General features: G+C 60.0%; 11 protein-coding genes and 1 pseudogene. 7 read left to right on the top strand and 5 right to left on the bottom strand.

Going from position 1 to position 12,828, the window contains the following annotated elements; all coding sequences use genetic code 11:
- Position 1: 1 nt before the first annotated feature.
- The 5 genes from CCGE525_RS29440 to CCGE525_RS29420 all read left to right on the top strand — a co-directional run bounded on the left by CCGE525_RS29440 (position 2) and on the right by CCGE525_RS29420 (position 6,303).
- The gene (locus CCGE525_RS29440; RefSeq protein WP_281024662.1) at positions 2-1,009 is read left to right on the top strand and encodes a glycosyltransferase family 2 protein; all 1,008 of its coding nucleotides are present in this window, start codon (positions 2-4) and stop codon (positions 1,007-1,009) included.
- A complete protein-coding gene (locus CCGE525_RS29435) occupies positions 1,006-1,920 on the top strand; it encodes a glycosyltransferase family 2 protein (RefSeq protein WP_120707760.1) in 915 nt (304 codons plus the stop codon). Before CCGE525_RS29440 ends, CCGE525_RS29435 begins: the two co-directional genes overlap by 4 nt.
- A complete protein-coding gene (locus tag CCGE525_RS29430) occupies positions 1,917-2,966 on the top strand; it encodes a glycosyltransferase family 2 protein (protein ID WP_120707759.1) in 1,050 nt (349 codons plus the stop codon). The genes CCGE525_RS29435 and CCGE525_RS29430 overlap by 4 nt, the downstream gene beginning before the upstream one ends.
- Before the next feature lie 4 nt (positions 2,967-2,970).
- Complete coding sequence (locus CCGE525_RS29425) at positions 2,971-3,876, top strand: UTP--glucose-1-phosphate uridylyltransferase (protein WP_120707758.1); 906 nt, start codon at positions 2,971-2,973, stop codon at positions 3,874-3,876.
- A gap of 84 nt (positions 3,877-3,960) precedes the next feature.
- Complete coding sequence (locus CCGE525_RS29420) at positions 3,961-6,303, top strand: polysaccharide biosynthesis tyrosine autokinase (RefSeq protein ID WP_120708692.1); 2,343 nt, start codon at positions 3,961-3,963, stop codon at positions 6,301-6,303.
- A 32-nt stretch (positions 6,304-6,335) separates the two neighbouring features.
- On the opposite strand, the gene CCGE525_RS29415 is transcribed toward CCGE525_RS29420, so the two are convergent.
- The 5 genes from CCGE525_RS29415 to CCGE525_RS29395 form a co-directional block, all read right to left on the bottom strand.
- Complete coding sequence (locus CCGE525_RS29415) at positions 6,336-7,223, bottom strand: DMT family transporter (protein WP_120707757.1); 888 nt, start codon at positions 7,221-7,223, stop codon at positions 6,336-6,338.
- A 129-nt stretch (positions 7,224-7,352) separates the two neighbouring features.
- Positions 7,353-7,913: an NADPH-dependent FMN reductase gene (locus tag CCGE525_RS29410; protein WP_120707756.1), complete on the bottom strand. Its 561-nt coding sequence runs from the start codon at positions 7,911-7,913 to the stop codon at positions 7,353-7,355.
- An 82-nt stretch (positions 7,914-7,995) separates the two neighbouring features.
- Positions 7,996-9,222 (bottom strand): NAD(P)/FAD-dependent oxidoreductase, encoded by a 1,227-nt coding sequence (locus tag CCGE525_RS29405; protein WP_120707755.1) that lies wholly within the window; start codon positions 9,220-9,222, stop codon positions 7,996-7,998.
- Between the two features lie 11 nt (positions 9,223-9,233).
- Positions 9,234-9,548 carry a MocE family 2Fe-2S type ferredoxin gene (locus CCGE525_RS29400; RefSeq protein WP_120707754.1) on the bottom strand — a complete coding sequence of 105 codons (315 nt, stop codon included), beginning with the start codon at positions 9,546-9,548 and terminating at the stop codon, positions 9,234-9,236.
- Positions 9,549-9,578: 30 nt separating this feature from the next.
- Entirely contained in the window at positions 9,579-10,664 is a 1,086-nt protein-coding gene (locus CCGE525_RS29395) for a fatty acid desaturase family protein (RefSeq protein ID WP_120707753.1), read from the bottom strand.
- A gap of 152 nt (positions 10,665-10,816) precedes the next feature.
- On the opposite strand from CCGE525_RS29395, the gene CCGE525_RS29390 reads away from it, so the two are divergent.
- Complete coding sequence (locus tag CCGE525_RS29390) at positions 10,817-11,845, top strand: LacI family DNA-binding transcriptional regulator (protein ID WP_120707752.1); 1,029 nt, start codon at positions 10,817-10,819, stop codon at positions 11,843-11,845.
- Between the two features lie 168 nt (positions 11,846-12,013).
- A pseudogene (locus CCGE525_RS29385) lies at positions 12,014-12,825 on the top strand (TIM barrel protein).
- Positions 12,826-12,828: the final 3 nt, after the last annotated feature.

Raw genomic sequence — 12,828 nt, 5'->3', positions numbered from 1 at the left:
CATGGATACACGTTGCTTAATCGTTATCCCCTGCCTCAATGAAGAGAAGCATATCGGGCCGCTGATTGCCAAGCTCAGCCCCGCGCTGGACGAACTGGATGCCAGGATCGTGGTTGCCGATGGCGGCAGCACGGATAAAACCCGTGACATCGTCAGGGATATCTCCGCGGCCGATCCGCGCGTTCTCCTGCTCGATAACCCGAAACGGCTGCAAAGTGCTGCGATCAATCTCGCAATCGAAACCTTCGGCGACGACTACGACTATTTCATTCGTATCGATGCCCATGGCGACTACCCCGGAGACTATTGTCAGATACTGGTGCGTGAGGGCAGCGCAACAGGGGCCGATTCCGTCGTGGTCGCCATGCGTACCATGGGCTTCAGCGCTTTCCAGAAGGCGACGGCGGTGGCTCAGAATTCAAAGCTCGGCAATGGCGGTTCGAAACATCGCGAAGGCGCCAAAGGGCACTGGGCCGACCATGGCCATCATGCATTGATGCGCGTAGCCGCTTTCCGTGCGGTCGGCGGCTATGACGAGACCTTCAGCCACAATGAGGATGCCGAGCTCGACTATCGGCTGCGGAAGGCGGGATATCGTATCTGGCTTACCGACAAGACGGCGATGACCTACTATCCGCGCGCCAGCATTCCAACGCTTTTCCGGCAGTATCTCGGCTATGGTCGCGGTCGTGCCCGCAATATCCTCAAGCATCGCAGCATGCCGAGTATTCGCCAGATGTTGCCGCTGGCCGTGGTGCCGATCTTCGTCGGCGCGTTTCTGGCGATCCTGAATTGGATTGCGGTGATTCCAGTCGGCCTCTGGGCCTTCGCCTGCGTCGCCTACGGCTTCTGGATCGCGCTTGGTGAGCGGAACCCGTACGGACCGCTTGCTGCCATCTCGGCTATGGTCATGCACTTCGCCTGGTCGATGGGCTTTTGGATGGAAGTCCTCAGCTTCCGTGGACGCAGGGTGATACCAACACACAGAACCGGGAGCATCGCCCCGTGAAGATCGATATCGCCGTCTGCACCTATCGCCGTGTCGAACTGGACCAGACATTGTTGTCGCTGGCGGTCTTGTCCGTTCCAGCGGACACGCTCGTCCGCATTATCGTGGCGGACAATGACGTGACGCCGAGCGCGCGCGACCGTGTCGAAGCCATGCGCTTAGCGGTGCCCTTCGAGATTGCCTATGTGCACTGCCCTGCTTCGAATATTTCGATTGCCCGAAATGCCTGCCTCGAGCATGCGACGGGCGATTTCATAGCCTTTATCGATGATGATGAGACAGCGTCGGAAAATTGGCTGGCGGAATTGCTGGTGACGGCGGAAACGAGCGGGGCCGAGGCTGTTCTCGGTCCGGTGCACGCCGTTTACCCGAACATGGCGCCCGCCTGGATGCGGCGTGGCGATTTCCATTCGACATTGCCGGTGTGGGTCTCCGGCGATATCCGCACGGGCTATACCTGCAATGCGTTGCTGCGACGCAACGCGCCGTCCCTTGCCGGCCGCCGCTTCAACATCGCGCTGGGGCGCAGCGGTGGAGAGGATACGGAATTCTTCACCCACATGCACAAGGCCGGCGGACGGATCGCCTATGCCAAGGATGCCCTGGTCTACGAACCGGTGCCGAACGGACGGGCAACAGTCGCCTGGCTTACGAAGCGGCGGTACCGAATGGGGCAGACGCATGGGCGCATGCTGCTGGAGACTTCGGCCGGTCTTGGCCGATGGAAGGCAATTGCGCTTGCGGGCACCAAATCCGCCTACTGCTTCGCCGCCGCTGCGCTTCTTGCCGCTCTCCCCGTGCCGCGCCATCGCTACGGTCTGCGCGGCATCATGCATGCAGGTGTGGTCAGCGGCCTCTTCGGTGTCCGCGAAATTGAACAATACGGAAATTTGGAGAAGGCGCCGCAATGACGGATTTCATCCCTGATGTCAGTTTCGTCATCGCAGCCTACAATGCCGCGGACACGCTGGAGCGCGCCATTGACAGCGCGCTCGCCCAGGGTGCCGTCAGCATGGAGGTGATCGTCGTCGACGATTGTTCCAGCGACAGCACACCGACGATCGCCGGCAACCATGCCGATCCGCGAGTCCGGCTGGTCGCCATGCCCCGCAACGGCGGTCCCGCTGCGGCGCGCAATGCCGGCCTCGATGCCGCCCGCGGCCGATGGGTGGCCGTGCTCGATTCCGACGATGCCCTGCGCCCGGACCGGATGGCGCGGTTGATCGCACGCGCCGAAAAAGCCGAGGCCCAGATCGTAGTCGACAATCTCGACATCATCCGGGGAGAGACCGAGGCTGCGGGCACGATGTTTCCGGAAGCCGTGCTCACCCGCCTGCCCGTGCTGACGCTGGCGAAATTCATCGCGTCGAACATGATTTTCCAATCCGAGCATAATTTCGGCTACATGAAGCCGATCTTCGAGCGGGCCTTCCTGGAAAAACATCATCTGCGCTTCGATGAGTCCCTCCGGATCGGAGAGGATTACATCTTCCTCGCCTCGGCACTGGCCAGAGGCGGCGTCTGCGCGGTCGAGCCGATGGCCGGCTACCTGTATTACATTCGCGAAGGCTCGATCTCGCGGGTGCTGAAGCGGGATCATGTTGAAGCCATGATTGCCGCCGACCGCAAGTTTTTCGCTGAACATCCTTTCGGTGCTGCCGCCCTTGCCGCCCAGCGGCGACGGACACGGAACCTGAAAGAAACACTGTCCTTCCTTATGCTTGTCGAAAGCATCAAGGACGGCGGCCTGCTGAACACGCTGAAGATTGCCTGCAGCAATCCACGCGCGGTTCGTCACTTGCGCATGCCGATCGCAGCGCGTCTTCGTCGTCTTGCCGCCCTTCTTCGTGGTGGCGGTGAGGCAACCGTCCTGCGGGGCGGCGAAGTGGCTGCGGCGTCGCAAATCTCCTCCTCCCTCCCCAGTCTGGGCGCAGGCCCTCACTCTAATAAAGGATAGAGCCATGGACCCTAAGCATCCTGTGAGAAAAGCAATCATTCCGGTCGCCGGCAACGGAACCCGTTTCCTGCCCGCCACCAAGGCAATGCCGAAGGAAATGCTGACGATCGTCGATCGTCCGGTGGTGCAATACGCCGTCGATGAGGCCATCGAGGCCGGCATCGAACACATCGTTTTTGTCACCAGCCGCAACAAGTCGGCGATTGAAGATCATTTCGACGACACACCCGAGCTGATCTCCTCGCTGCACAGGGCTGGCAAGACAAAGCAGGTCTCCGAACTGGAACGTCTTCTGCCCCGTGCCGGTTCGATCAGCTTCACCCGCCAGCAGGCGCCGCTTGGCCTCGGTCATGCCGTCTGGTGTGCCCGTGACCTGATCGGCAATGAGCCGTTTGCGCTGCTGCTGCCCGACATGGTCTGCCATGGCCTGCGCGGCTGCATGGCGGGGTTGATGGACCTCTATGATGAAGTCGGCGGCAATATCGTCGCGGTCGAGGAATGTGCGCCGGAAGAGACCTCGAAATACGGCATCATCGGTCGGGGCGCCCCGGTACGACATGGCTTCGGTGTGACCAAAATGGTTGAAAAACCGCATCCGTCGGAAGCGCCTTCTAACTTTTACCTTAATGGGCGCTATATTCTGCAGCCTGAGATTTTCGACATCCTCGCGCGGCAAGAGCGCGGCGCCGGGAATGAAATCCAACTGACCGACGGCATGCTGCGCCTGTCGCAAACACAGGACTTCCATGCCCAGGCCTATAGCGGAAAGACTTTCGATTGCGGATCGAAGCAGGGCTTCATCGAGGCGAATGTCGCCTTCGCGCTTGCGCGCACCGATATCGGCGGTCTCGTCTATGACTCGATCCGAAACCTGGTTCTCTCGCACGAAGCGCAGATGACCGCAGCTTAAGCCGCTTCACACTTTCGCCTGCGGCCTCGCTGGCCGCAGGCCAGAGCCGTTATTTATTTGGGCTTCTCCGACAAGGTGGTCGCCATGCATCAGAAGAATTTCACCTTCCACAGCGCTCTTCCAAAGGCGGACGAACAGGATGGTTTCATCGACCTCGACCGGCTGATGGCGGTCGTGACCCGTCGCATTCGCACCATCCTCGCCGGCGTGGTCCTTTTCGTCGCGCTGGCGGTCGCCTACATCTTGACCGCACCTTCGAGCTATACGTCGGCAACGCAGATATTGCTCGACGAAACCATGACCAAATATGCTGAGGACCAGCCGCCGGCAGCCAGCAGCCAACAGGCCGATATGGAGATCGCCAGCGCTGTCGAAATCCTGAAATCGAACGAAATGGCGTTGCGCGTCGTCGATGCGGCCGGCCTCCTCAACAATGACGCGATCCTGAATCCGCCGCAGTCACCGGTAGCGCTTATCAAATCCGGTGTGAAGCTGATCGCCAGCGCCTTCAAACCAGCGAAGCCGCCGCTAACTCCTGAGGAGGCGCGCGAGGCGCAACGTCAGCAAATCGCCGCGACATTGCAGGACGCTCTGAAGGTGGAGCGTGTCACCCGCAGCTCCGTCGTCTCCGTATCTTTCGACTCGACCGATCCGCAATTGGCCGCCAAGGTTACGGCTGCTTATGCCGACGCCTACCTTACCGATCAGTTGAACGCCAATTTTGATGCGACCGAGCGGGCATCAGTCTGGCTGCAGGAACGGTTGAACGACCTGCGCCAGCGTTCGCAACAGGCTTCGCTCGATGTCGAAAAATACAAGGCGGACAATGGTTTGACCCAGACCGGCGGCGAGCTGATGTCGGAACAGCAGATTTCCGATCTCAACAAGCAACTGATCATCGCCCAGGCTGATACCGCCAGCGCCTCGGCGCGCTACAATCAATATAAATCGATCATCGACCAGGGACCGGACAATGCGGTGAAAAACGCCACGATCTCGTCCAGCCAGACCGACAACACCGTATTGCAGGATCTGAAGACCCGCTATCTCCAAGTGCAGAAGCGCGAGCAGGACGTGACGCAGAATTTTGGCGCCGATCATCCCCAGGCCGTGGCGTTGAAGGCAGAGCGCGAGGATATCACCCGGCAGATTTATCAGGAGCTCCAGCAGTTGACGGCGAGCTACAAGAATGAATTTGACGTGGCGCAGTCGCGTGCGGTGTCGCTGCGCGAGAGCATCGAGGGCGTGGTCGGCAAGAATTCCGAGGCCAATAAATCCCTGGTGCACCTGAACGAGCTTAATCAGAAGGCGACGGCGCTGAAGACGCTCTATGAATCCTATCTCAGCCGCTATGAAGAGGCATCGCAGCAGCGGTCCTTCCCGATCGCCAAGGCACGTGTCATCTCCGCCGCCGGCGTTCCGACCGCGCCGTCAGCTCCGAAAAAGACGCTCGTACTGGCACTTTCGATCGTTCTCGGCTTGATGGCCGGCGGCGCTTTTGCCGCGCTCCAGGAATTTCGTGATCGCTACTTCCGGGTCGAAGGCGATGTGCGCGCAGCACTCGGGCTTAAATTCCTGGGTTATCTGCCGCTACTTGGCCAGCGGGCATTCGACAAGAAGAAGGGCCGCAAACGCAAAGCTGGGGTCGCGCCCGCAACGGCAGAGGATGCCGAAAACGGCGTGGCTTTCGAACGCATCATGCGTGTCTCGGTCGAGGCGCCGCGTTCGATATTTGCCGAAACCCTGCGAAACGCCAAGCTTGCCAGTGACGTCATGCTGCAAGGGCGAGCCGACCGTGTGATCGGCGTCGTCTCGGCGCTGCCCGGCGAAGGCAAGTCGACGACGGCAGCCAATTTTGCCGCCCTGCTCGCAAGCAGCGGCAAACGCACGCTGCTGATCGATGCCGACTTGCGCAATCCCGGTTTGAGCCGGATGCTGAAGACGCCGCCGCAGACCGGCCTCATCGAGGCGGTTCTCGGCGAAGTGCCCTGGGCGAGCGCTGTCAGGGTCGATCCGCGCACCAAACTTGCCATTCTTCCGGTGGTACTGCGCGATCACCTGTTGCACACCAGCGAGCTGCTGTCTTCGCAGGGGATGATGAACCTGATGGAGAATGCACGGAAGATGTTCGACTATGTCGTCGTCGACCTTGCGCCGCTGGCACCTGTCATCGACGCCAAGGCATTCGCGCCGCAGGTAGACGCCTTTCTGTTCGTGGCCGAATGGGGCGCGACACCGACCAATCTCGTCAGGGATATTCTGGAACAGGAGCCGCAGATCAATTCGCGCATCCTGGGCGTCATTCTCAACAAGACGGATATGTCCGAGCTGTCGCGCTATAGCGATTTTGGTGGCACGGAGCGCTATCGGCAGAAATACACGAGCTACTACACCGAGGAGCATCCGAAGGAAAAGATCGACGCCTAAAGGTCAATTTGGCCTCTTGAACCTAAGGCCACCTACGCTCTCGACGTCTTGGCACTAGCACGTGCCAAGGCGTTTTCGCGCCAAATGGTGAAAATGCCCGCGGACACGACGATGATGGCGCCGGCGACCGTATAGAAATTGAGTGTCTCGCCGAAGACCGATACGCCGATGATCGCGGAAAAGACGAGCTGCAGATAGGTGAGCGGCTGGATGACCACCGCGTCGAGAAGGTCGTAGGCGCGAATGAGGAAATAGTGGCTCGACATACCGGTGAGGCAGAGCACGCCCATGAAAATCCAGTCATGTGGCGCAAGCGGTGTCCAGAAGAACGGTCCGATGCAGCTCATCGCAGCCGCGCCGACGATGCCCGTGTAGAGAAAGCTCGTCATCGCGGAGTCGTCACGGCTGACATAGCGCGTGAGGACGACATAAAGCGAAAACAGCAGGGCGCCTGAAAGCGGCACCAGGAAACGGACGTCGAAAAAGCCGCTTTCGGGTTTCAAGATGAGCAGCACGCCAACGAAGCCGATGCAGATCGCCAGCCAGCGCCGCCAGCCGACTTTTTCGCCGAGGATCGGCACGGACAACAATGCCACCATCAAGGGTCCGGACGAGAAAATCGCCTGCGAACGCGCAAGGCCGACGATGACGAAGGACGAGATGGCAACGACGATCTGGGAGCTGAGCAAAAGCCCGCGTGCAATCTGCAGTCGCGGCCGCCGGGTGTGGACGGCGACACGCAACCCGTCTGGCGACCTTGAAGCCATTGCCACGGCAAAGAGCATGAAGGCCCAATAGCGGATCATTGCCACGAAGAGCGGCGGATAGGCGCTCACCAGATGTTTTGAGATGCCGTCCTGTATGGCGAATATACTGATCGCCAACAGCGTGAACACATAACCGGCAGTACTGGATTTCATTTCGGCTCGAAGGAAGAATAGTATGCGGCCCCGGAAACGCCGGCCGAGCCGACGCTGCCGATCACAATAAGCTATTCGATCTTTCGATCATAGGCTCCGGCATCTGCCTCCCTACACGAAATGTATCGACTAGGTCTTTTGCGTGCTTTCGACAAAGGCGGCGAAACCCTCGACGAAAGCGGCGAGGTTTTGCTTGACTTTCTCGTCTACGATTTGACCTTCGGCGTCGAACACGCTGCCGGCGCGCGAAACCATCAGCCGGCCGCCGAACCACGGATTGGCGCCAAGCGTTCGCAACACGGACAGCCAGGCATTCTGACTGAGGATGGTGCCGAAATTGCCGGGCGACGCGCCGAGAACGGCGACAGGCTTTGCCCGGAAAATGCGGGGAATATCGCTGGACGGCCGGGTCATCCAATCGATGGCGTTCTTGAAGACGCCGGGAAGCGAATTGTTGTATTCCGGCGTGAACAACATCAGTCCATCGGCAGCAGCAACAAGCTCCTTGAGTTCGCTCACCTTCTCCGGGATACCCTCGGCCGCTTCGATATCGGCGTCGTAAAGCGGGACGCCATGGATGGTCTTGGCAATGAGCTCGACACCCGGCGGTGCAAGTTCGACGGCGGCGTGCAACAGTGCCGTGTTGAAAGAGCCTTTGCGGAGGCTGCCTGATATGCCGACTAGTTTCAACGCGTTCTCCTTAGCTGTTGTTATAAGGAGAGATTTATGGTTCGAGGCCGTTCGTCAAGGGCTGGCAGCCGCCTAAAAGCGATCATACAGCAAGAAGAGATTTGAGTTTGACGTGGCTCGCCGTAAGCGCCGCCGGATCCGCGCATATGCGCGCAGCAATCAGCATTTCGGCAAGGCGGATATCACGGGCCACTGCGTTGCCGCGACCGATACCGCTGGCAGCGAGCAACCGCCCGGTTTCATCGAGATGGAAAAGGATGAATGCGTCCTCGCCGAGATCACGTCTGAGCATCGTCGCCGCGCCGTCGGCGAGGCCGGCGATCTGCAGCGTCAGATCATATTGATCGGACCAGAACCACGGCACGGCCGAGATACTATTCTCTGCGCCAAGCAAATTGGCTGCAGCCAACGTTCCCTGTTCCTGCGCGTTGCGCCAGGATTCCAGGCGAACCCGCCGTCCGCCATAGAGTGCCAGAGGGAAGGAGCAACAATCGCCGGCGGCGTAGACATCGGCTGCGGAGGTCTCCAACCGCTCGTTGACGGCGATGCCGTTGTCGATCGCAAGGCCTGCTTTTTCCGCCAGGGCGACATTCGGCTGCGCGCCGATGCCGATCAGCACAAGATCCGCGGAAATCTCCTTGCCGCTCGCCAAGCGGACAATCGCACTGTCTGTCCCCTCTTCCACGGCCACAATGGTCTCGTCACAGCGGATATCGACGCCTTCTTGGCGATGACGCTGCGTTATCAGCTCGGCAATCGCTTCCGGCACGCCGCGCTTCAGGACGCGCGGCAGGCCCTCGATGACGGTTGCGTCGGCACCAAGTCTGCGCGCCGTGGCCGCCAGCTCGAGGCCGATAAAGCCGCCGCCAATAATGGCGACGTGCCGGCCCGGCAGAAGTGCTGCCCGCAGAGCCAGGGCATCGGCCTGGCTGCGGAGCATGCGAATACGCTCGCCGGTTCCCGCGATACCGGGAAAGCTGCGCGCGGATGCACCGGTCGCCAGCAACAACTTGTCGTAGCTGAGTCTTTCACCGTCTGTGAGGGTAACCACCTTGCCTGTCGGGTCGATGTCGGTCGCATCAATACCCAGCCGAAGATCTATGCCCTGCTCCGCATAGCGCTCCAATGCGGCCACGAATTTCGGCTCATGGGCGTGGACGAGACCTTCCTTCGAAAGCGGTGGGCGTTCATAAGGGGCAACCGGCTCGGCGCCGATCAAGGTGATGTCGCCTTCAAAACCCTTCTCCCTGAGCGCGAAGGCGGCGCGCGCGCCGCACTCTCCCGCCCCGACAACAACGAAATGCGGCATATTTTCGCTCCTTATACCGCAATGAAGACGGTGCCGTTTTCAACCCTGACTGGATAGGTCTTAAGATTGACGCAGACGGGCGCCCCCTTGGCTTCGCCGGTCCTGTAGTCGAAGCGGCCATTGTGCTTGGGACATTCGATGATGTTGTCCATGACCAGCCCGTCGGCGAGATGGATCTGCTCATGCGTGCAGAGGCCATCGGTGGCGAAATAATCGTCCTCCGGACTGCGATAGATGGCGAAGGTTCGACCGCCATGGTCGAACCGCATGACATCCTCTTCGTCTATCGCATCCGCCGCACAGACCTCGATCCAGTTGCCGCTCATTCTTGCCTCCCTGCTTGCAATTTTCGACTGTTATTGTGCTGCTTCAGCCAGCGTATTGTGGAATTCCTCGCGATAGGGTTTGGCCGTCGGCGGCAGTTCACGCTTCAGGAAATAATCCTCATTGCGCAGCTGCCGCAGGAAGGCCGGGATCATTTCGCGATACCCCGACCAGATGGAGGGATTCGGTCGCGGCAGATCATGCTTGATCATCGAATGCAGTTTCGGCAGCGCATGATAGGGGACCATCGGGAACATGTGGTGCTCGACATGATAGTTCATGTTCCAATAAATGAAGCGGCTCACCGGGTTCATCAGCACCGTGCGGCTGTTCAACCGGTGGTCGACGACATTGTCGGCCAACCCACCATGCTGCAACAGGCCAGCCATCACATGATGCCAGGCCCCGTAGAGCCGCGGCAGGCCGATCAGCACCAGCGGCAGAAACGAACCCGTGTAGAGAGAAGCGGCGATCGTTGCGATATAGATCGCGCTCCAGATGCGAGCGATGCGGACGACCTTCGGCTGCTCTTGCTCGGGAATGAAGGTCTTTTCGGCGGCGCTGACGATGCCCGACGCATTGCGGATCATGTCCAGCATGGCGTAGGCGACATCGAAGATGCCGAAGAAATTCAGGATAAGGCGCAGGAGATCCGGTGGCCGCATGACGGCGATTTCCGGATCGCGGCCAACGATGATGGTGTCGGTGTGATGGCGGGTATGGCTCCAGCGCCAGGTCACCGGATTGCGCATCATCATGAAGCTGGCGATCTGGTAGACCGCGTCGTTCATCCAGCGGGTTTTGAAGGCCGTGCCGTGCCCGCATTCATGCCAGCGGCTATCTGAGGCCGAGCCGTAGAGCACCCCGTAGGCCAGGAAGAACGGGACACACAGCCAGGAGCCCCAGAAATAAATGCCGAAGCCGGCGAAGACCGCCATGCAGCCCAGCCAGATGATGGTGTCGCGGATGGCGGCTTCATCGGAGCGCTGCATCAGCGCCTTCATCTCCTTGCGCGGGATGTCGGTGTGGTACCACTCCGCCGCCGCCAACCCGGTCTCCACCGCTGCCTTGCCGCTTGGGCCAAGCAGGCTGTAATCGCGCTTCACAATCTCGGTCATCTCAGCCTCCCGCGATGCGCAAAAGCGCGCGCCGCACCTCATGTTCATGATGATAGGTGCAGTTTCCGCTTGCCTCAATGCGGGAATGATGGAATCTATCAAAATCCATCACATCTCTAAGTCATTCATGAGGGAACACCTCAGGAGCATCCATGCGTCGCCCAACAATTTCCGATCTCGCAAAAGCATCCGGCGTGAGCGTCGCAACAATCGATCGCGTGCTGAACGGGCGGCATCGTGTCCGGGAAGAAACCGCTCGGCGTGTCTACGAGGCAGCGCAATCGATCGGCTACCATGCTGTCGGCCTGTTGCGGCAGCGGGTGTTCGAGGATCTGCCGCAATACCGATTGGGATTCGTGCTGCAGAAGCCGTCCCAGCCGTTCTATCAGTCGTTCGCCAAGGAGATCGGCGCGGCGGCACAATCGGTCGCCACGGCACGCATCCATGCGCATGTCGATTTCGTCGCCGCGTCGACACCCACGGCGATTGTCGAGAAGCTGAAAGCCATGGCGGCGCGGAGCCAGGCGGTCGCTCTGGTCGCGCCCGATTATCCAGCTGTGACTGCAGCAGTGGAGGAACTGAAGGAGAAAGGCATCCCCGTCTTCTCTCTGCTTTCCGATTTCGCGACAGGTGTGCGCGAAACCTATGTCGGCGTCGATAACCGCAAGGTCGGGCGCACTGCTGCCTGGACGATCGCCAGATCGGCTCACCACAAAGGCAAGGTCGCCTGCTTCGTCGGAAGTCACCGGTTTCACGGCCACGAACTCCGCGAGATTGGTTTTCGCTCCTATTTTCGCGAGAATGCGCCTGATTTCGAGGTGCTGGACACGCTGATCAATCTGGACACAGCGGAAATCACCCATGAGGCGACACTCAACCTGCTGCAGCAGCATCCCGATCTCATCGGCTTCTATGTCTGTGGCGGCGGCATGGAAGGCGCGATTTCCGCCATTCGCGAGGAGGGGCTTGCCGGCAAGCTGATCGTCGTGGTCAACGAGCTGACGCCGGAATCGAAAGCGGCGCTCGCCGACGATGTCGTCACCATGGTCATCGGCACCCCCCTCCCCTCGCTCTGCAAGGAGTTGCTTGGCTTGATGACCGGCGCGGTCGAACGCGGTGAAGCCGCAATGCCGGGGCAATCCTTTCTGCCCTTCGACATCTTCGTGTCGGAAAACATTTAGCCGAGAATGATGGAATTCCATCATCGTATGGAATATTTCTATCGCAAATGATGGGAGATGCCCGCGCTCGCCTGTGGATCGGCGGCATGATTCTCGGTACTCATTCGAAGCAACACGCAGCCGATCGGCGTCCTGTTGAGCCGGCAGCTAGGAGGAGGAATACCAGCTATGAGTTCCATTCGTTTTGCACTCAATCATATGTGCACCCCAGCCTTGAGCCTCGAGTCGTTCTTTTCCACGGCGAAAAGTCTCGCCATCGATAGCGTCGAGATCCGCAATGATTTGGCCGGCAATGCGATCCTGGACGGCACCCCGCCGCAACGGTCAGGGAGCTCGCGGCAGACTACGGGTTGACGATCATCTCAATAAATGCGCTGCAGCGTTTCAACGAGTGGAATGAGGCGCGCGCCAAGGAGGCGGCAGAACTGATCGGCTACGCCCGGGATTGCGGTGCAAAAGCACTGGTGCTCGTCCCCGTCAATGATGGCAGCGGCCGAGAGCCGGAGGTTCGCAAGCAGAATCTTGTGACGGCCTTGAAGGCACTGAAGCCGATGCTGGATGCCGCCGGAATTATCGGCCTCGTGGAGCCGCTTGGCTTCGAGATTTGCTCGCTGCGTTCGAAGACAGAAGCCGCCGCCGCAATCGAGGAGCTCGGCGCACAATCGACCTTTCGTCTTGTTCACGACACCTTCCATCACCACCTCGCCGGCGAGACGGCGATTTTCCCTGCGCTCACCGGCCTGGCTCATATCTCGGGCGTCAGCGATCCCGCCGTGTCGGTTTCCGATATGCGCGACCCGCACCGCGTCTTGGTCGATGCCACCGACCGGCTCGACAATGTCGGACAGATGCGAGCGCTACTATCTGCTGGCTATGCCGGCCCCTTCTCCTTCGAGCCCTTTGCTCCGGATGTGCATGCGCTGAAGGAGCCGGTGGAGGCGTTGAAAGAAAGCATGGCCTATTTGGCCGCCCACGTTTGATGA

It is taken from the genome of Rhizobium jaguaris (assembly GCF_003627755.1).
Taxonomy (GTDB): domain Bacteria; phylum Pseudomonadota; class Alphaproteobacteria; order Rhizobiales; family Rhizobiaceae; genus Rhizobium; species Rhizobium jaguaris.
The sequence above is the reverse complement of the archived record's forward strand: the minus strand, read 5'-3'. Positions and strand labels throughout refer to the sequence as shown.

Coding starts and splice junctions, on each gene's coding strand:
- CCGE525_RS29430 (WP_120707759.1), top strand. CDS start 1,917: ATGACGGATTTCATCCCTGATGTCAGTTTCGTCATCGCAGCCTACAAT.
- CCGE525_RS29420 (WP_120708692.1), top strand. CDS start 3,961: ATGCATCAGAAGAATTTCACCTTCCACAGCGCTCTTCCAAAGGCGGAC.
- CCGE525_RS29425 (WP_120707758.1), top strand. CDS start 2,971: ATGGACCCTAAGCATCCTGTGAGAAAAGCAATCATTCCGGTCGCCGGC.
- CCGE525_RS29400 (WP_120707754.1), bottom strand. CDS start 9,548: ATGAGCGGCAACTGGATCGAGGTCTGTGCGGCGGATGCGATAGACGAA.
- CCGE525_RS29415 (WP_120707757.1), bottom strand. CDS start 7,223: ATGAAATCCAGTACTGCCGGTTATGTGTTCACGCTGTTGGCGATCAGT.
- CCGE525_RS29440 (WP_281024662.1), top strand. CDS start 2: ATGGATACACGTTGCTTAATCGTTATCCCCTGCCTCAATGAAGAGAAG.
- CCGE525_RS29395 (WP_120707753.1), bottom strand. CDS start 10,664: ATGACCGAGATTGTGAAGCGCGATTACAGCCTGCTTGGCCCAAGCGGC.
- CCGE525_RS29405 (WP_120707755.1), bottom strand. CDS start 9,222: ATGCCGCATTTCGTTGTTGTCGGGGCGGGAGAGTGCGGCGCGCGCGCC.
- CCGE525_RS29390 (WP_120707752.1), top strand. CDS start 10,817: ATGCGTCGCCCAACAATTTCCGATCTCGCAAAAGCATCCGGCGTGAGC.